At 63.4% G+C, this 18,141-nt stretch carries 16 protein-coding genes; 7 read left to right on the top strand and 9 right to left on the bottom strand.

Annotated elements, in window-relative coordinates:
• Positions 1-18: 18 nt before the first annotated feature.
• The gene (locus tag CIW53_RS15925; RefSeq protein WP_149365711.1) at positions 19-273 is read right to left on the bottom strand and encodes a GlsB/YeaQ/YmgE family stress response membrane protein; all 255 of its coding nucleotides are present in this window, start codon (positions 271-273) and stop codon (positions 19-21) included.
• 168 nt (positions 274-441) lie between these two features.
• On the opposite strand from CIW53_RS15925, the gene CIW53_RS15930 reads away from it, so the two are divergent.
• Together CIW53_RS15930 and CIW53_RS15935 are read left to right on the top strand one after the other, a co-directional pair.
• Positions 442-1,641 (top strand): pyridoxal phosphate-dependent aminotransferase, encoded by a 1,200-nt coding sequence (locus CIW53_RS15930; protein ID WP_149365712.1) that lies wholly within the window; start codon positions 442-444, stop codon positions 1,639-1,641.
• Positions 1,642-1,752: 111 nt separating this feature from the next.
• Entirely contained in the window at positions 1,753-2,739 is a 987-nt protein-coding gene (locus tag CIW53_RS15935; protein ID WP_149365713.1) for a malate dehydrogenase, read from the top strand.
• 123 nt (positions 2,740-2,862) lie between these two features.
• Here CIW53_RS15935 and ahpF read toward each other — a convergent pair whose 3' ends face one another.
• The 3 genes from ahpF to CIW53_RS15950 all read right to left on the bottom strand — a co-directional run bounded on the left by ahpF (position 2,863) and on the right by CIW53_RS15950 (position 6,637).
• A complete protein-coding gene (gene ahpF / locus CIW53_RS15940; RefSeq protein ID WP_149365714.1) occupies positions 2,863-4,458 on the bottom strand; it encodes an alkyl hydroperoxide reductase subunit F in 1,596 nt (531 codons plus the stop codon).
• Between the two features lie 133 nt (positions 4,459-4,591).
• Positions 4,592-5,155 carry an alkyl hydroperoxide reductase subunit C gene (gene ahpC / locus CIW53_RS15945; RefSeq protein ID WP_149365715.1) on the bottom strand — a complete coding sequence of 188 codons (564 nt, stop codon included), beginning with the start codon at positions 5,153-5,155 and terminating at the stop codon, positions 4,592-4,594.
• 165 nt (positions 5,156-5,320) lie between these two features.
• On the bottom strand, positions 5,321-6,637 hold the full coding sequence (locus tag CIW53_RS15950; protein WP_149365716.1) for a dicarboxylate/amino acid:cation symporter: 1,317 nt from the start codon (positions 6,635-6,637) through the stop codon (positions 5,321-5,323).
• A 152-nt stretch (positions 6,638-6,789) separates the two neighbouring features.
• On the opposite strand from CIW53_RS15950, the gene prpB reads away from it, so the two are divergent.
• Positions 6,790-7,674 (top strand): methylisocitrate lyase, encoded by an 885-nt coding sequence (gene prpB / locus CIW53_RS15955; RefSeq protein ID WP_149365717.1) that lies wholly within the window; start codon positions 6,790-6,792, stop codon positions 7,672-7,674.
• A 73-nt stretch (positions 7,675-7,747) separates the two neighbouring features.
• A complete protein-coding gene (gene prpC, locus CIW53_RS15960; protein WP_149365718.1) occupies positions 7,748-8,893 on the top strand; it encodes a 2-methylcitrate synthase in 1,146 nt (381 codons plus the stop codon).
• A 156-nt stretch (positions 8,894-9,049) separates the two neighbouring features.
• Here prpC and CIW53_RS15965 read toward each other — a convergent pair whose 3' ends face one another.
• From CIW53_RS15965 to CIW53_RS15975, 3 genes are all read right to left on the bottom strand, one after another.
• Entirely contained in the window at positions 9,050-9,259 is a 210-nt protein-coding gene (locus tag CIW53_RS15965) for a helix-turn-helix transcriptional regulator (protein WP_149365719.1), read from the bottom strand.
• Positions 9,259-9,855, bottom strand: coding sequence for a DUF2975 domain-containing protein (locus CIW53_RS15970; RefSeq protein ID WP_149365720.1), 597 nt, complete (start codon positions 9,853-9,855; stop codon positions 9,259-9,261). Before CIW53_RS15970 ends, CIW53_RS15965 begins: the two co-directional genes overlap by 1 nt.
• Before the next feature lie 63 nt (positions 9,856-9,918).
• Entirely contained in the window at positions 9,919-10,599 is a 681-nt protein-coding gene (locus tag CIW53_RS15975) for a TerC family protein (protein WP_149365721.1), read from the bottom strand.
• 277 nt (positions 10,600-10,876) lie between these two features.
• Between CIW53_RS15975 and CIW53_RS15980 the strand changes: the two genes are divergently transcribed.
• The 3 genes from CIW53_RS15980 (at position 10,877) to CIW53_RS15990 (ending at position 14,688) form a co-directional block, all read left to right on the top strand.
• Positions 10,877-12,328, top strand: coding sequence for a bifunctional 2-methylcitrate dehydratase/aconitate hydratase (locus CIW53_RS15980; RefSeq protein WP_149365722.1), 1,452 nt, complete (start codon positions 10,877-10,879; stop codon positions 12,326-12,328).
• Positions 12,329-12,634: 306 nt separating this feature from the next.
• Complete coding sequence (locus CIW53_RS15985) at positions 12,635-13,783, top strand: OmpA family protein (protein ID WP_149365723.1); 1,149 nt, start codon at positions 12,635-12,637, stop codon at positions 13,781-13,783.
• Between the two features lie 134 nt (positions 13,784-13,917).
• Positions 13,918-14,688 carry a pseudouridine synthase gene (locus CIW53_RS15990; RefSeq protein WP_149365724.1) on the top strand — a complete coding sequence of 257 codons (771 nt, stop codon included), beginning with the start codon at positions 13,918-13,920 and terminating at the stop codon, positions 14,686-14,688.
• Between the two features lie 44 nt (positions 14,689-14,732).
• Here CIW53_RS15990 and kbl read toward each other — a convergent pair whose 3' ends face one another.
• Positions 14,733-15,932 (bottom strand): glycine C-acetyltransferase, encoded by a 1,200-nt coding sequence (kbl, locus tag CIW53_RS15995; RefSeq protein WP_149365725.1) that lies wholly within the window; start codon positions 15,930-15,932, stop codon positions 14,733-14,735.
• Positions 15,933-16,038: 106 nt separating this feature from the next.
• The gene (locus CIW53_RS16000) at positions 16,039-18,141 is read right to left on the bottom strand and encodes a response regulator (RefSeq protein WP_172969699.1); all 2,103 of its coding nucleotides are present in this window, start codon (positions 18,139-18,141) and stop codon (positions 16,039-16,041) included.

Consider the following 18,141-nt stretch of genomic DNA (forward strand, 5'->3'; position numbering starts at 1 on the left):
ATTCCGCCGGGACGGTGATCAGGCCGCCTTGCGCCTCAGCAGGTGGTAGATGAGCAGCAGCACGATCGCGCCGATCACCGAAGCGATGAAGCCGGCCGATTGCCCCTCCTGATACCAGCCAAACACGTTCTGGCCGGCCCATGTCGCCAGGAACGAACCGGCGATGCCGATGATGGCAGTGATGATGAAGCCACCCGGGTCCTTGCCCGGCATGAGCAGCTTGGCCACCAGGCCGACAATCAACCCAATCACGAATACCCAAAGCCAATGCATGCGGATCTCCTTCGGTCGTGAGGTCACGGTGTCCGTCGTGCGGACGCGGGCATCATGGCGCGTTCGTGCCGGTATGGGCAGGGGGTTCCGGCGGCTTTTGACCGCGGGCCGCCTTGCCGCGTGATAAAATCGCCGCCTTTGCTTCTTCCTCCTTGACGTGAGATACCCATGCCCCAGCTCGCCCAGCGTGTCGGCCGCGCCAAACCCAGCGCGATCATGGTCATTGCCGAAAAGGCGAAACAGCTCAAGGCTGCCGGCCGCGACATCATCAGTTTCTCGATCGGCGTACCGAACTTTCTTCCCGGCGAGCATGTATATGCCGCGGCGCGCGAGTCGCTGTCGCACGATTCCGGCCAGTACGGCAGCAACCGTGGCGCCGAAGCGCTGCTGGACGCGTTCCTGAAGCACATCGAGGCGCTCGGCTTCAGCGGTTACACCCGGATGAACCTGTCCATCGGCATCGGCGCCAAGCAGGTGCTGTACAACCTGGCCGAGGCGTTGCTCGACGAGGGCGACGAGATCTGCTTCGCCGCGCCGTACTGGACCAGCTACCGCGACATCGCCGATATCGTGGGCGCGAAGATCAACGTGATGCATTGCGGGCCGGAGCAGAACTACAAGCTCACCCCGGCCCAGCTCGATGCTGCGCTGGCGCGCAAGCCCAAGGTGTTCCTGTTCAACAACCCGTCCAATCCGACCGGCATGGTCTACACCGGCGAGGAGATCGCCGCACTGGCGCAGGTGCTGGTCAGGCATCCCGATACCTGGGTGATCACCGACGACATTTACAACTCGATGGTGTTCGACGGCCTCGGCTACCACAACTTCGTGTTCGCGAAGCCCGAGCTGCGAGAGCGGGTGATTTTCGTCGACTCCGTGTCCAAGACGTATGGCATGCCAGGCTGGCGCGTCGGCCTGCTCGCCGGTCCGGAGGTGGTGGCCAGGGCGATCACCACGCTCAACTCCAACCACATCACCAGCCTGCCGGAAGTGATCACGGCGGCGGCGGTAGCGGCGCTCGGCGGCCCGCAGGACGTTCCCAAGGCCAAATGTGCCGAGTTTGCCGGCAAGCGCGATACGGTGTTCGCCGCGCTGAGCGCGATTCCCGGCGTGGTCTGCCCGCGGCCGCAGGGTGCGTTCTACGCGTTCCCGGATATTTCGGTGGCCTTCGGCAAGAGCCACAACGGCACGAGGATCAACAACGACGTCGAGTTCTGCGCCGCACTGCTGGAGGCCAAGGGCGTGGCCTGCGTGCCGGGCTCGGCCTTCGGCGAGCCGCGCGCGCTGCGCATTTCCTATACCTGCCCGACGGCACAACTGGCACCGGGATTGGCGCGTATCGCCGAGTTCTTTGCCGAGCTGAGCTGAATACATCATCTGCAGGAGCGCACCTTGTGCGCGATGTTTCTGGTTGGAAAACCTTCGCGCACAAGGTGCGCTCCTGCATAAAATGAACATCCAAAGAAGGAGTCACAGTCCATGAAAGCCCCCGTTCGAGTTGCCGTTACCGGCGCCGCCGGCCAGATCGGTTATGCCTTGCTGTTCCGCATTGCCGCTGGCGACATGCTGGGTCCGGACCAGCCGGTGATCCTGCACCTGCTGGAAATCACCCCGGCGCTGCCGTCGCTGCAGGGCGTGGTGATGGAGCTGAATGACTGCGCATTCCCGACCCTCGCCGGCGTGGTCGCCACTGACGACGCCAATGTCGCATTCAAGGATGTGGATTACGCCTTGCTGGTCGGCGCGCGTCCGCGCGGCCCGGGCATGGAGCGCAAGGATCTGCTGGAAGCGAACGGCGCGATCTTCGGCCCGCAGGGCAAGGCGTTGAACGATCACGCCAAGCGCGACGTCAAGGTGCTGGTGGTCGGCAACCCGGCCAACACCAATGCACTGATTGCCCAGCAGAATGCCCCGGACCTGGATCCGAAGTGCTTCACCGCGATGGTCCGCCTCGACCACAACCGCGCGCTGAGCCAGCTGGCCGAAAAGACCGGCAGCCACACCACCGACATCAGGAAGATGACGATCTGGGGCAACCACAGCTCGACCCAGTACCCGGACATCCATCACGCCACCGTCAACGGCAAGGCAGCGATGTCGCTGATCGACCAGGCCTGGTACGAAAACGACTTCATCCCGACCGTGCAGCAGCGCGGCGCGGCGATCATCAAGGCACGCGGTGCTTCCTCTGCGGCGTCGGCCGCGTCGGCCGCGATCGACCACATGCGCTACTGGGCGCAGGGCACCGCCGAGGGCGACTGGGTCTCGATGGGTATCCCGTCCGACGGCTCCTACGGCATCGCGCCGGGCGTGATCTACGGCTATCCAGTCACCGTGAAGAACGGCAAGTACGAGATCGTGCAGGGCCTGGCGATCGACGACTTCTCGCGCGCCCGCATGGACGCCACCGACAAGGAACTGCGCGAAGAGCGCGCCGGCGTCGAGCATTTGTTCGCGAAAAAGTAAGCGCTGCACTCAGGGATGATTCAAAAGAGAGGGCGGCCGAAGGGCCGCCCTTTTTGTTTTGTGGTGCGGGTGGACATCCCTGGCGCAGCGAAGTCGAAGGGCTGCAATACCGCATCCTCAGGTTCAGGCGGCAACAGCTTCCTGTTCCATTTTTGCAGGCACTGCCGGGCTGCGGATCAGATGATCGAACGCGCTCAACGCAGCGGTCGAACCGGCGCCCATCGCGATCACGATCTGCTTGTACGGCACGGTGGTCGCGTCGCCAGCGGCGAACACGCCGGGCAGGGAGGTCTGGCCGCGGTCGTCGATGACGATTTCGCCGCGCGGCGACAGCTCCAGCGTGCCTTTCAGCCATTCGGTATTCGGCAGCAGGCCGATCTGCACGAAGATGCCTTCCAGTTCGATGGTGTGCATCTCCTCGCTGGTGCGATCCTTGTAGACCAGCGCAGTGACTTTCTGGCCGTCGCCGAGCACTTCGGTGCTCAGTGCGCTGACGATGATGTCGACATTGGGCAGACTGTGCAGCTTGCGCTGCAGGACGTCGTCCGCGCGCAGCTTGCCGTCGAACTCGATCAGGGTGACGTGGCTGACGATGCCGGCCAGGTCGATCGCCGCCTCGACGCCGGAGTTGCCGCCGCCGATCACCGCCACGCGCTTGCCCTTGAACAGCGGGCCATCGCAGTGCGGGCAATAGGCCACGCCCTTGTTGCGGTATTCGTCTTCGCCGGGCACGCCCATCTGGCGCCAGCGGGCGCCGGTGGAGAGGATCACCGTCTTCGACTTCAGCGTGGCGCCATTGGCCAGTTGCACCTCGATCAGGTCGCCGGGTTCGGTAGCAGGCACCAGCTTCTCGGCGCGCTGCAGGTTCATGATGTCTACGTCGTAGTTCTTGACGTGCTGCTCCAGCGCCGCCCCCATCTTCGGGCCTTCGGTGTAGTCGACCGAGATGAAATTCTCGATCGCCATGGTGTCCAATACCTGGCCGCCAAAACGCTCGGCCGCCACGCCGGTACGGATGCCCTTGCGGGCGGCATAGATCGCCGCGGCCGCGCCGGCCGGACCGCCACCGACGACGAGCACGTCGAAGGCGTCCTTCGCCTTGATCTTCTCCGCTTCGCGCGCGCTGGAGCCGGTGTCGATCTTGGCCAGGATCTGCTCCAGGCTCATGCGGCCCTGGTCGAACACTTCGCCGTTGAGGTAGACGGTGGGTACCGACATGATCTGGCGTGCGTCGACTTCGGCCTGGTACAGCGCGCCGTCGATGGCGACGTGCTGGATCTTCGGATTCAGCACGCTCATCAGGTTCAGCGCCTGCACCACGTCGGGGCAATTCTGGCAGGACAGGGAAAAATAGGTCTCGAACCTGTAGTCGCCATCGAGGTTGCGCACCTGCTCGATCACGTCGGCCGCGGCCTTGGACGGATGTCCGCCGACCTGCAGCAGGGCGAGCACAAGCGAGGTGAATTCATGGCCCATCGGAATGCCGGCGAAGCGCACGCCGACGTCGGTGCCGACGCGGTTGATCGCAAACGAGGGCTTGCGTTCGTTGTCGTCGCGGCGGACCAGGCTGATCCGATCGGACAGCGAGGCGATTTCCTCGAGCAGTTCGTTCAGTTCGGCGGACTTGGCGCTGTCGTCGAGGGACGCAACGATCTCGATCGGCTGCGTGACCTTTTCCAGATAGGCCTTCAACTGGGCATTGAGATTGGCATCCAACATGACGGACTCCGTGGGTTTGTTCGGGGTGAGCGTGGCGAGCACCCGGGCGGACCCGGGCGTCGCTTTCCACTGCATTTCGGTAGACCGGACCCGGAAGAACTCCGGGCCCGTGGCGCTTTCGCGCGGGGATGAATCAGATCTTGCCGACCAGGTCCAGCGACGGCGCCAGGGTCTTCTCGCCTTCCTTCCACTTGGCCGGGCAGACTTCACCCGGGTGGGTGGCGACGTACTGCGCGGCCTTCACCTTGCGCAGCAATTCCTTGGCGTCGCGGCCGATGCCGCCGGCCGTGATCTCGACGATCTGGATCTTGCCCGCTGGATCGATCACGAAGGTGCCGCGATCGGCAATGCCGTCGGCTTCGATCAGCACGTCGAAGTTGCGCGAAAGCGCGTGGGTCGGGTCGCCGACCATGGTGTAGTTGATCTTCTTCACCGCGTCGGAGGTGTCGTGCCAGGCCTTGTGAGCGAAGTGGGTGTCGGTGGAGACCGAGTAGATCTCGACGCCTAGCTTCTGGAATTCGGCGTAGTTGTCGGCCAGGTCCTCGAGCTCGGTCGGGCAGACGAACGTGAAGTCGGCTGGATAGAAGAACACCACCGACCACTTGCCCTTCAGATCGGCATCGCTGACTTCGATGAACTTGCCGGCCTTGAGGGCCTGGGCCTTGAACGGTTTCACTTCTGTGTTGATCAGAGACATCTTCTGGTTCCCGTGGTGGTTGAAGGGTTTGAAGGAATGTTACGAGCCATGACCCCATTAATCTAATTGATTGTCGGCATGGCTTCGATTGCACGTGCCTATCAATGATCGGTCGTGGTCCGGCTGACCCGGTAGCTGAAGTTCGACAGTTTCGGAGTGCCTGCGTTATGGCGATGTCGCGAAGCGGCCGCGCAACTGGTGGTCGACCACCGTGGCGGTGACGATGTCGCTGCCCACGTTCACTGCGGTGCGCATCATGTCCAGGATGCGATCGACGCCGATGACGATGCCGATGCCCTCGGGCGGAATGCCGAAGGTCGCCAGCAGGCCAGCGATCATCGGCAGCGAACCGCCGGGGATGCCGGCGACGGCCACCGCGCTCAATACCGAGAGCAGCATCAGGATCGCCTGGTGGCCCAAACTCAGCTCCACGCCGAACGCCTGGGCCACGAACAGCACCACGCAGCCCTCGAACAGGGCCGTGCCGCTCATGTTCATGGTCGCGCCCAGCGGCAGCACGAAGCCGGCCGTGCTGGGCGCGAGCTTCAACTCGTCGCGCGCCACCGCCAGCGAGGCGGGCAGGCAGGCGTTGCTGGAGCTGGTCGAGAACGCGGTGATCAGCAGCGGCCGGATCTGCCGGAAATAGGGCAGCGGCGAGCGGCCGGCCAGAAAGCGCAGCCACAACGACATGGTGCCGAACAGGTGCAACGCCAGCGCCACCGTGCAGCCGACCACGAACACCGACAGCGCCAGCAGCACATCCACGCCGACCTTGACGATCACGCTGTAGATCATCGCCGGCACCGCGAAGGGGGCCAGTTGCAACGCGAAGCCGACGATCTTCGTCATCAGGTCGGTGATCGTGTCCAGTGCCATCTGCACCCGCTTGCGCTCCTTCTCGCGCAATTGGGTGGCGGCCGCACCGGTCAGGATTGCGAACAGGATCAGTGGCAGCACGTCACCCAGCGCATCGCGGCTGGAGCCGGCCACCGCGCCGACCAGGTTGCGCGGCATGAACATCTCCACCAGCGTGTGGAAACTCATCGCGGGCTGGGTGGCCTTCCGGTCGATCGACTGCTGCGCGCTGCTGCCGTATTCCTGCATCAGCTGGGTACGCGCCTGCTCGTCCAGATGGTGGCCCGGCTGCACCGTGTTCATCATCGCCAGGCCGATCGCCACGGCGATGACCATGTTGAGGAAGAACAACGCGAAGGTGCGCCCGGCCAGCGGGCCGAGCCGGTCCAGCCGGCCAAGCTGGGCCACGCCGGATGCCAGCGAGCTGAACACCAGCGGGATCACCACGAAGAACAGCATGCGCAGGAAGATCTGCCCGAACGGATCGAACACCGCGGCGGAGATTTTCTGCATCAGTGCCAGCGTGGGCGGATGCCACTGGCCGATGCCCAGCGTGGCCACGGCGGCGACCACGCCGATTACCAGGCCCCAGAGGATGCGTTTCGCGAGAGGAGCCGAGGTGCTCATCCGAGCGAATGTACGGGGCAACAGCGGATTCGTCACGCAAGAAATTGCGACCGGCTGCCAGGTTGGCACAAACGGGCGTTGCGGGGGGCCGGAAGGTCCAATCCCGGCAGGAGCTGCGGTGGGCTAAAATGAACGTTTTTGATGGAGGCGACATGACACAGCCAGCATCCCCCGGCGCACGCTTTCGGGGCGCCCTGACGGTCGAGCAGCCGTTGCAGGTCATGGGCGCGATCACTGCCTACGCCGGTTTGATGGCCAAGCGCGTCGGCTACAAGGCGCTGTACCTGTCCGGCGGCGGCGTGGCCGCCAACTCGCTGGGCATGCCGGACCTGGGCATCAGCACGATGGAGGACGTACTTACCGACGCGCGCCGCATCGTCGACGCCACCGGCCTGCCGCTGCTGGTCGACATCGATACCGGCTGGGGCGGGGCGTTCAACATCGCCCGCACCATCCGTTCGTTCGAGCGTGTGGGCGTGGCGGCGGTGCACATGGAGGACCAGGTCGGCCAGAAGCGCTGCGGGCATCGCCCCGGCAAGGAAGTGGTGCCGAAGGACGAGATGGTCGACCGCGTCAAGGCGGCGGTGGATGCGCGTACCGATCCGGGCTTCGTGATCATGGCGCGCACCGATGCGGCCGCCGTGGAGGGCATCGACTCGGCGATCGAGCGCGCCTGCGCCTATGTCGAGGCCGGCGCCGACATGATCTTCCCCGAGGCGATGAGGACGCTGGACGACTACCGCAAGTTCAAGGCCGCGGTGAAGGTGCCGATCCTCGCCAACCTCACCGAGTTCGGTTCCACCCCATTCTTCACCACCGACGAATTGCGCGAAGCCGGCGTGGACATCGCGCTGTACTGCTGCGGCGCCTATCGCGCGATGAACAAGGCCGCGCTCAATTTCTACGAGACCGTGCGCCGCGAAGGCACGCAGAAGAACATCATCGACACCTTGCAGACGCGCGAGGAGCTGTACGACTTCCTCGGTTATCACGCCTACGAGGACAAGCTCGACACGCTGTTTTCGAAGCAAAGCTGACCGTCCACCTTGCGTGCGGAACCCGTCGACGGGTTCCGCCGAAAAGAACAAACCTGCACCCTGGAGATTTCCGATGAGCGAGCAAGCCCTTCCCAAGGCCAAGAAATCCGTCGCCCTGTCCGGCGTGGCCGCGGGCAACACCGCGCTGTGCACGGTCGGCCGCAGCGGCAACGACCTGCATTACCGCGGCTACGACATCCACGATCTGGCCGCCAAGGGCTGCTTCGAGGAAGTGGCTTACTTGCTCGTGCATGGCGTGCTGCCGACCTGGACCGAACTGAACAACTACCGCTCGCGGCTGAAGCGCCTGCGTGGCCTGCCGGCGCCGGTCAAGGCGGCGATGGAACTGCTGCCCGCCGCCACCCATCCGATGGACGTGTTGCGCACCGGCTGCTCGGTGCTGGGCACCGTTCTGCCGGAGAAGGACGACCACAACGTCACCGGCGCGCGCGACATCGCCGACCGGCTGATGGCGAGTTTCGGCTCGATGCTGCTGTACTGGTACCACTTCAGCCACAACGGCAAGCGCATCGAGACCGAGACCGACGACGACTCGATCGCCGCGCATTTCCTGCACCTGCTGCACGGCAAGAAGCCCAGCGACCTGCACGCGCAGGCGCTGGACAAGTCGTTGGTGCTGTATGCCGAGCACGAGTTCAATGCCTCGACCTTCGCCGCCCGCGTCATCGCCGGCACCGGTTCGGACATGTACTCGGCGATCACCGGCGCGATCGGCGCGCTTCGCGGCCCGAAGCACGGCGGCGCCAACGAAGTGGCGATGGAGATCATTGCGCGCTACCGCAGCGCCAACGACGCGGAAGCCGACATCCGTGCCCGCGTCGAGCGCAAGGAAATCATCATCGGCTTCGGCCACCCGGTCTATACCGTGTCCGACCCGCGCAACGAGATCATCAAGGAGATCTCGCGCAAACTGTGCACCGACGGCGGCAACCCGACCCTGTTCGATGTTTCCGAGCGGATCGAGAAGGTGATGGGCGAGACCAAGAAGATGTTCCCCAACCTGGACTGGTTCTCGGCCAGCGCGTATCACATGATGGGCGTCCCCACCGCCATGTTCACGCCGCTGTTCGTGATCTCGCGCACCTCCGGCTGGAGCGCACACGTGATCGAGCAGCGCGAGGACGGCAAGATCATCCGTCCCAGCGCGAACTACACCGGACCCGAGGACCAAGCCTACGTGCCGATCGACAAGCGCTGAAAGCTGGTCCGCAAGAGAGGCAAAAGGGGAGCCGCCTGGCTCCCCTTTGCATGGGCAACTTCAGTCGCGATATTTGCGATTCAGGCTGATTCGGCCCCGGCGCATTGCAGCTGAAGCTGGTCCGCAGCCACTCGCGGAATGTCGAACCATTGCTGCCTATTCGGCATCGACATAATGCAGCAGGTCGCCGGGTTGGCAATCGAGCGTCTTGCAAATGGCCTCCAGCGTGCCAAAGCGCACGCCCTTGACCTTGCCCTGTTTGAGCAGGGACAAATTGGCCTCGGTGATGCCGATCGCCGTCGCCAGATCCTTGGATTTCATCTTGCGCCGGGCCAGCATGATGTCGAGTTCGATGATGATCGGCATCAAACGAATGCCCGATTTTCCTCTGCCGCACGGGCGCCTTCGCGCACCATCTCGGCGACGACGTAGGCGAGGATGGCTGCGGTGAGCGTACCCAGGAAGCCGAGGCTGAAACTGAGCTGATACTGCGCGATCTGGCTGGCGGCAACCCATCCGATCGTAAAGCCGCCGACGATATTGGCGACCAGCGCATGGCCCAGCCAGGTGAAGCGTCGGGCCACGGCAAAGCTGAGCGGGGCTTGCGTATACAGCGACTTGCCCAGTTTGCGCAGACAGATGATCGGTGCCATGGCCACGGCGAAACCCAGTACCCATGCGAACGCCAGCATAGAAACGTTGTACGAGGTTTTCGGCAACAGATGCCAGTGTTCGAGCAGGTGTTGCGCCAAGGCCGGATCGCTTGACCCGGAACCCCTGGCCTGCCAGAGCAAAAGCGCCATCAGCAACCACCAGGCCACGGTACAAAACGCAAATACGCTGGCGAATGACATCAAGTCACGAGCGCGTCGCTGGATGCGGGTAGGGTGGGTTCCGGCCTCGGAACCGCGGGGTTTGCCGAACACGGCACCGACCTGTTTGATGCGGGCAACAACCGGCATGGTTTTTCCTCTTGGCAACGATAAATTATCTTAAAACAATAATAATTCATTGCGCAAGGGAAGCTATCGAGGTCGGACTTTCCTGTTGTTCGCTGCCCACCAGCCACCACCGCAAATGCCGAGCACCAGCGCGGCGTCCAACGCATAACGTACCCAGGCGTGCGCGTCGAACCAGGCGCGCACGAGATGATCGTGTCCGATCATCCGTCCGGCGGTGAACGCGATGGCACCGGCGCCGATGTACATGATGATGGGGAAGCGACTGATCAGCTTCAGGATCAGGGTCGACCCCCAGACCACCAGCGGCACGCTCACCAGCAGGCCGATGATGACCAGGCCCAGGTGGCCCTTCGATGCACCGGCGATCGCCAGCACATTGTCCAGGCCCATCAAGGCATCCGCGACGATGATCGTGCGCAACGCCTGCCAGAACGAGTCGGCGGCGCTGATGTTGGGATCGTCGTCATCGCCATGACGCAGAAGTTTCCACGCGATCGGCAGCAACAGCAGTCCGCCGGCCAGCATCAGTCCCGGCAACTTGAGCAGATAGACGACAACGGCGGTGAGTGCGAAACGGACGGCGACCGCGCCGAATGTACCCCAGAAAACCGCCTTCCTCTGCAGCGCTTTCGGCAACCGACTGGCAGCCATGGCAATGACAATGGCGTTGTCGCCAGCCAGCACGAGGTCGAGCAGGATGATGGCCAGCAGGCCAGAGAAAAATTCGGTACCGGTGAATTCCATGGGGGGTTCCATGCGCGTCGGACAATGCGGTGGAGACGGACGCGCGCGGCCCGTGTCCACCACAAAAGTCTCGTCCGCAGGATGAACTGCCGCAGTGACCGGAGCGAGGCTTCGCTCGTGTTGACGATCACTGCACCGAGGCAGAGGAACCTGCTTCGGGAACTACTCCCCTTTGGGATGTGTTTGTTGGATTGTCGGGGGCGGCGTACGCGCGGTCAAGCAACGCCGACCGTGTCAGTCAGCTAAAATGGCGGTTTTCCCTGCCGCGAGATCCCTCATGAGTGCGCACGACATCCGTTCCGCCGTCCGTCCCGATTCCGACCAGCCGCTGACCGACATCGCCGATTACGTTGTCGACTACCAGATCGATTCGAAGGAGGCCTACGACACCGCGCGCTACATGCTGCTCGACTCGCTGGGTACCGCGATGCTGGCGATGAAGTTTCCGGAATGCGTGAAGCACCTCGGCCCGCTGGTTCCCGGTGCCACGTTGCCGGGCGGCGCGCGCGTACCGGGTACCAGCCATGAGCTGGATCCGGTGCAGGCGGCGTTCGCGATCGGCACGCAGATCCGCTGGCTCGATTTCAACGACACCTGGCTGGCGGCGGAGTGGGGCCATCCTTCGGACAACCTCGGCAGCATCCTGGCGGTGGGCGACTACCTCAGCCGCAAAGCCGAACGCGAAGGCGGCCAGTCGCTGACCGTGCGCGACGTCCTCGGTTACGCGATCAAGGCGCATGAAATCCAGGGTTGCTACGCGCTGCTGAACAGTTTCAACCGTGTCGGTCAGGATCACGTGATCCTGGTGCGGCTGGCGTCGACCGCGGTCGCCACGGCGATGCTCGGCGGCAACAAGGAACAGATCACCACCGCCGTTTCGCACAGCTGGATCGACAACGGCGCGCTGCGCACCTATCGCCACGCCCCGAACACCGGCCCGCGCAAGAGCTGGGCCGCCGGCGATGCCTGCCGTCGGGCGGTGACCCACGCGATCAACGCGGTGTATCGCGGCGTTGTCGGCTATCCGTCGGCGCTGAGCGCGAAAACCTGGGGTTTCTACGATGTCGCCTTCAACGGCAAGCCGTTCGAATTCGAGCGCCCGTTCGGCAGCTACGTCATGGAGAACGTGCTGTTCAAGATCAGCTACCCGGCTGAATTCCACGCACAGACCGCCGTGGAATGCGCCATGCAGCTGCACGGCGAGGTTGCCGCCAAGCTCGACCAGATCGAGAAAATCGTCATCGAGACGCAGGAGGCCGGCAGCCGCATCATCGACAAGACCGGCCCGCTGGCGAACTATGCCGATCGCGACCACTGCATCCAGTACATGGTGGCCGTGCCGCTGATCTTCGGCCGTCTGGGGGCCAGTGACTACAACGACGACGTGGCAGCCGATCCGCGTATCGACGCACTGCGCGACAAAATGGTGGTCAGCGAGAATCCGCAGTTCACACGTGACTATTTCGACCCTGCCAAGCGCTACATCGGCAACTCGTTGCAGGTGTTCTTCACGGATGGCAGCAGCACACAGAAGGTTTCGATCGACTACCCGATTGGCCACCGCAAGCGCCGGGCCGAAGGCATCCCGGTGTTGTTGACCAAGTTCGAGGCGGCCATGCGCGGCCATCTGCCGGCCCATCGCGTGAAGGCCGTCATGGACGCAGTGAAGGATCCGGCGCGGTTCGATGCCATGCCGCTGCAAGACTTTCTTGGTCTCTTCACATTGTAAAGACAATGTGAGTGGATGATTAAGGCTGGCGTGCGAGCGTATTTTCACCGAATGGCCGTCAGCCAATTAAGATGAACAGGGCATTTGGATGGATAGATCTTTCCTGAACGAAGTCTCACCAGGTATTGGTTGTCCAAGTGTTAACCTCCGCACGACTTAACGATTTTGCTACACTCTTCCCCGCTTGTCGCAGAGACGCCAAGCAGGGGCTACCACAAAGCTCTGAATGACGTAGTTCAGTTCTGACGCGCGACTTCCAGTTGGGGTCGAACGGACGCGAAAACCTAATTAATGAGGAGACACCTGATGAAACGTAAGGGCTTGTATTTTCTGATAGCGCTGGCCCTGGGCGGCGTAGGTGCCGTTCATGCGCAGGACATTTCCGCCCCCGCCGATGCTGCCACCACGGCCACGGCCACCTCGACCTATGACGGTCGCTGGTATATCGCTCCGACCATTGGCGGCTATTACAACGATGGCGACCGCAATACCAATAGCCGCCAGTTTTATTATGGCCTCGGTTTTGGTCGTTTCTTCACGCCGAACATGTCGGTCGATGCGTTTATCGATCGCACCAAGCGTAATCGCGATGCTGGCGCCGCAGCTGGCGGCGGCCGCAGTGGTGAAGGTTGGGCGAACAACACGATCGGCGTTGCCGCACGTTTCTACGCCGGAGACTGGAACGCATGGCGTCCGTACCTGCTGGCTGGCCTGATGGGCAGCCACCACCAGACGGCCAACGAAAGCGGTTGGTCGCCGGCGGCTGAACTGGGTGGCGGCGTGTCCAAGACGGTTTCCGACAGCTCGGACATTCGTCTCGAGGCCGGTTACCGTTACGACCATGACAACAAGACCCAGTCGAACAAGAGCGGTTACGGCGACTGGTTCCTTGGCTTCAGCGTGGTCTCGCGCTTCGGCGCTCCGGCAGCAGCAGCTCCGGCCCCGGTCGCGGCGACCCCGCCGCCGCCGGATTGCTCCACCCTCGACAGCGATGGCGACAGCGTCAACGATTGCGACGACAAGTGCCCGGGTACCACGGCCGGCACCATCGTCGGTCCGGATGGTTGCGCACAGAAGGTTGTCATCGACCTGCGCGGCGTGAACTTCAAGTTCGATCGCCCGAAGAAGGGCGAGACCGACATCTCGAAGTCGCTGGCCGAGCCGAGTGCCGATTCGATCGCGGTGCTGAACCAGGCCGTCGATACCCTGCAGCGTTATCCGCAGGTGCATGTGACGGTTGCCGGTTACACCGACTCGAAGGGTACCGACGAATACAACCAGAGCCTGTCCGAGCGTCGCGCGAAAATCGTGTATGACTACCTGACCAGCCACGGTATCGACGCCAGCCGCCTGGAAGGCCCGATCGGTCATGGTGAAAGCAATCCGATTGGCGACAATGCAACCGACTCCGGTCGTGCGCAGAACCGTCGTACGGAACTGCAGGTTCAGCAGTAATCGAGCCGCAGTAATGCAGTAATGAAAAACCCGGCTTCGGCCGGGTTTTTTTTGCTCCTGAAAAACCCCGGCCAAAGCTTCCGGGACATGGTTTGTCCTTGTCGTGACTCGACAATCGCCTATACGCTATCGGGATGCCCCGCACCCCTCGCTCCGCAACCCCCCATGCCGCAGCGGTTTCGTCGCCAAGACATGGGCTGGCGCGGGTTTTGTCCAAACTCGGGACATGTTCGCGCAGCCAGGCCGAGCAATGGGTTCGCGCCGGCCGGGTCAGCCTGGATGGTTGCGTGGTGCGTGATCCGTATCGACCAGTGCTGATGGATCGACAGCAGATTGCCGTTGACGGCCAGCCGGTGAAAGCCGCCGAACATGTCCATGTCGCTTTCAACAAGCCGCGCGGATTGATTGTCAGCGCCGCCGACGAGCAGGGACGTGAGACGGTCTATACGGCGCTGGCTGCCGCCGGCCTGCCGTGGCTGGGACCGGTGGGCCGTCTGGACAAGGCCAGCGAAGGACTGCTGCTGTTGAGCAATGACACGGGCTGGGCGGCGGCCATTACCGATCCGGTGAGCCATCTGGAAAAGACCTATCACGTGCAGGTGGCCGGCCAGCCGGATGCTGCCGTACTTGCGGCGATGAAGGCCGGCATCGCCGATGGCGGCGATGTGCTGAAGGCGAGGCGGGTTGCCCTGCTGCGTGCGGGCGAGAAAAATGCGTGGCTGGAAGTAGTGCTGGATGAAGGCCGCAATCGTCACATCCGCCGATTGCTGGCCGCGCTCGGTTTCGACGTGTTGCGCCTGATCCGCGTGGCCATCGGATCGCTGGCGTTGGGTGATCTGCCGAAAGGACAGTGGCGACGACTGAGCGCCGACGAGATCCGTGCCGTGGATACCCGAAAGCAGTGATCGGCGTTTCCCGGAGCGCGCCAATCGCACTCCGGGAATGGCAGTCAGTTGCCGATGACGCCAAGTTGCTTGCCGACCTTGGTGAACGCGGCGATCGCACGATCCAGGTGTTCGCGCGTGTGCGCCGCGCTCATCTGCGTGCGGATGCGCGCCTGGCCCTGTGGCACCACCGGGTAGAAGAAGCCGGTGACGTAGATGCCTTCTTCCAGCAGGGCGGTGGCCATCGCCTGCGCCTTCGGTGCGTCGTAGATCATCACCGGCACGATCGGGTGCACGCCAGGCTTGATGTCGAAGCCGGCGGCGGTCATCTGCTCGCGGAAGTAGCGCGTGTTTTCCTTGAGCCTGTCGCGCAGGTCGCCGGCGCTGGCCAGCATGTCGAATACCTTGATCGCGGCGGCGACCACGTGCGGCGGCAGCGAGTTGGAGAACAGGTAAGGGCGCGAGCGCTGGCGCAGCAACTCGATAACCTCCTTGCGGCCGGTGGTGAAACCGCCGAGCGCGCCGCCGAGTGCCTTGCCCAGGGTACCGGTGAAGATGTCGATCTTGTCCATCACGCCATTGACCTCGGCGGCGCCGCGGCCGGTGTCGCCGAGGAAGCCGGTGCAATGGCATTCGTCGATATGCACCATGGCATCGTACTTCGCCGCCAGGGCGGTGATTTCGTCGAGCTTCGCGATGAAGCCGTCCATCGAGAACGAGCCGTCCGTGCTGATCAGCTTGGTGCGCGCACCGGCTGCGTCGGCGGCTTGCAACTGCTTCTCCAGATCGGCCATGTCGCTGTTCGCGTAGCGAAAGCGCCGGGCCTTGCACAGGCGGATGCCGTCGATGATCGAGGCGTGGTTCAGCGCATCGGAAATCACCGCGTCTTCCTCGCCCAGCAGCGGTTCGAACAGGCCGCCGTTGGCGTCGAAGCAGGCGGCGTAGAGGACGGTGTCCTCGGTGCCGAAGAACGCGGCGATCTTCGCTTCCAGCTGCTTGTGCAGGTCCTGCGTGCCGCAGATGAAACGCACGCTGGCCATGCCGAAGCCGTGCGTATCCAGCGCGTCCTTGGCGGCCTGGATCACCTCGGGGTGATCGGCCAGGCCGAGGTAGTTGTTGGCGCAGAAGTTCAGTACCTTGCGGCCGCCTTCCAGCTCGATCTCGGCCGACTGCGGCGAGACGATGATGCGTTCGGCCTTGAACAGGCCCTGTTCGCGGATGGCGTCGAGTTCGCTCGCATAGCGCGCCTTGGCTGAGTAGCTCATGTGGGTTCCGACGGTGGGGAAAACCTCATTGTAGAGGACGCCAGCCGGTCGTCGCGCGCCGTGACGATCAATGCAGGGGCAAATCCACGCGTGCGCTCCGACTGGGTCAGGATGCCCCGAGCATTTGCTCCGGACGGTTCGAATTCCCGAACCAGCGCTCGGCCACGCCGATGGCTTCCTGCAAGCTTGCCGACGTGAACGGCTTGGTGAGGATGATTACTCCCTCCGGCGCTCCAGTGAGTACATCGGTCTCGGCATAGCCGGTGATGATCACGGCAGGCAACTGCGGCTTGTCGGCGCGCAGCCGTCGGATGATCTCGACCCCCGAAACCAGCGGCATCGCGTAGTCGCTCACGACCAGGTCGATCGTGGCGAGGCCCTGCTGCTGCAACTCGGCCACCTCGGCACCGTCGGTTGCCGTGGTGTCGTGGTGGCCCATGTCGGAAAGAAGCGCGGCGGTCGCCGCGCGCACGCCTTCGTGATCGTCGACCAGCAGAATATGTCTGGCCGGTGGGGAGGTCTCCTCGGCTGCATCCGCGTGAATCTCACCAGCGGCGAGGGCACTCGTCGCCGATGCGCGCGGCAGCCAGATCGTCATGCAGGTACCGCGGCCCAGCTCGCTTTCGATGCGCAAGGTGCCACCGGACTGCTGCGCAAAACCATAAACCATGCTGAGCCCGAGGCCGGTGCCTTTGCCCACCGCCTTGGTGGTGAAGAACGGTTCGGCCACACGCTCCAGCAGTTCGGCCGGAATCCCGCTGCCCGTATCGGCGACCGATATCGCCACGTAATGCCCTGACGTCATGCCAGCTTCGTTCTCACCATCGACAGTCACATTGCGGCCGCTTATGCGGATGGTGCCGCCCTCGGGCATGGCGTCACGGGCGTTGATGGCGAGATTCATCAGGGCCAGTTCCAACTGCGCTTCGTCGGCATAGGGCTGCCACAGGTCGGCAGGCAGTTCCCACTCCAGCATCACCAGGCCACCCAGCGTGTGCGCCAGGAGCTGGTTGACCGCACTGGAAAGCGCGTGCAGATCGATGCACGTCGGCTCCAGGTTCTGCTTGCGTGCGAACGCCAGCAGGCGCGAGACCACCTCGCTACCCTGCTGTGCCGCGTGCCGGGTCATGTCGAGGATCGGGCGATGCTCCGGTGCGAGCCGTGCGCGCCGCTGCAGCAACTCCAGTCCACTGAGGACGGCGGCAAGCAGATTGTTGAAGTCGTGCGCGATGCCACCGCTGAGCTGGCCGATGGCGTCCATCTTGCGTACGTGCAGAAGCTGTGATTCGAGATCCTTGCGCTCGGTGACGTCGAGGAGGGTGCCGGCGTATTCCATCGCGCCGCTCGCACCGTCGCGCAGCAGCACCGCCTGGTCGAGAAAATGCTTGTAGGTACCGTCGGCACATAGCCAGCGATATTCCACCGAGTAACCGCGACCCTCGCGCCCGCTCTCGAAAGCGGCGATCGCCCGCTCGCGATCATCCGGGTGCAGGCGGTCGCGCCACAAGGTGGGCGTGCCGAGAATTTCCTTGAAATCGAATCCCGTGAGCAATCGAAAATTGCCGGTGATGAACTTGGGGACGCGCGGCGAGGCTTGTGGATCTTCGAGGTAGAGAAGGATCGGCAGCGATTCGATGATGATCGCCTGGCGCTGCTCGGAACGACGCAATTCCTGCTCCGCGCGCAACAGCTCGGCGTTGGTATGCAGGTTGGCGTCGAGCAACTGCTGCTCCTGCTGTGCCTTGCGCCGGATTTCGCGCGTCATCTGGAACAGGTCGACGAATACCGCAGCCTTGGATCGCAACACGATCGGTTCGACCGGCTTGAACACGTAATCGACGGCGCCCATCGAATACCCGCGCATCAGGTGTTCGTGTTCCTTGTTGATCGCCGAAAGAAAGATGATCGGAATGCGCCTGGTCTGCTCGCGACCGCGAATGATGCGTGCGGTTTCGTAGCCATCCATTCCCGGCATATAGACGTCCAGAAGAATAACCGCGAACTCTCCCATGAGCAGTTGGCGTAGTGCATCCTCGCCGGTCTTGGCCAGTACCACGTCGCCAATGTCATCCAGTACTGTCTGGATGGCCAGCAGGTTGCGCTCGTCGTCGTCGACGACCAGAATGCGCGCCCGTTCGGCTGCACCGGGCGGCGCCATGCGATCGTCGCGCGCGGCGCGGCTGCTGCTTGAGCGCGTTCCGGAATACAT

The organism is Rhodanobacter sp. T12-5 (assembly GCF_008329435.1).
Classification (GTDB): Bacteria; Pseudomonadota; Gammaproteobacteria; order Xanthomonadales; family Rhodanobacteraceae; genus Rhodanobacter.

Coding starts and splice junctions, on each gene's coding strand:
- prpC (WP_149365718.1), top strand. CDS start 7,748: ATGAGCGAGCAAGCCCTTCCCAAGGCCAAGAAATCCGTCGCCCTGTCC.
- CIW53_RS15970 (WP_149365720.1), bottom strand. CDS start 9,855: ATGCCGGTTGTTGCCCGCATCAAACAGGTCGGTGCCGTGTTCGGCAAA.
- CIW53_RS15990 (WP_149365724.1), top strand. CDS start 13,918: ATGCCCCGCACCCCTCGCTCCGCAACCCCCCATGCCGCAGCGGTTTCG.
- ahpF (WP_149365714.1), bottom strand. CDS start 4,458: ATGTTGGATGCCAATCTCAATGCCCAGTTGAAGGCCTATCTGGAAAAG.
- CIW53_RS15975 (WP_149365721.1), bottom strand. CDS start 10,599: ATGGAATTCACCGGTACCGAATTTTTCTCTGGCCTGCTGGCCATCATC.
- CIW53_RS15985 (WP_149365723.1), top strand. CDS start 12,635: ATGAAACGTAAGGGCTTGTATTTTCTGATAGCGCTGGCCCTGGGCGGC.
- prpB (WP_149365717.1), top strand. CDS start 6,790: ATGACACAGCCAGCATCCCCCGGCGCACGCTTTCGGGGCGCCCTGACG.
- CIW53_RS16000 (WP_172969699.1), bottom strand. CDS start 18,141: ATGTATTCCGGAACGCGCTCAAGCAGCAGCCGCGCCGCGCGCGACGAT.
- kbl (WP_149365725.1), bottom strand. CDS start 15,932: ATGAGCTACTCAGCCAAGGCGCGCTATGCGAGCGAACTCGACGCCATC.
- CIW53_RS15965 (WP_149365719.1), bottom strand. CDS start 9,259: ATGCCGATCATCATCGAACTCGACATCATGCTGGCCCGGCGCAAGATG.
- ahpC (WP_149365715.1), bottom strand. CDS start 5,155: ATGTCTCTGATCAACACAGAAGTGAAACCGTTCAAGGCCCAGGCCCTC.
- CIW53_RS15980 (WP_149365722.1), top strand. CDS start 10,877: ATGAGTGCGCACGACATCCGTTCCGCCGTCCGTCCCGATTCCGACCAG.
- CIW53_RS15935 (WP_149365713.1), top strand. CDS start 1,753: ATGAAAGCCCCCGTTCGAGTTGCCGTTACCGGCGCCGCCGGCCAGATC.
- CIW53_RS15925 (WP_149365711.1), bottom strand. CDS start 273: ATGCATTGGCTTTGGGTATTCGTGATTGGGTTGATTGTCGGCCTGGTG.
- CIW53_RS15930 (WP_149365712.1), top strand. CDS start 442: ATGCCCCAGCTCGCCCAGCGTGTCGGCCGCGCCAAACCCAGCGCGATC.
- CIW53_RS15950 (WP_149365716.1), bottom strand. CDS start 6,637: ATGAGCACCTCGGCTCCTCTCGCGAAACGCATCCTCTGGGGCCTGGTA.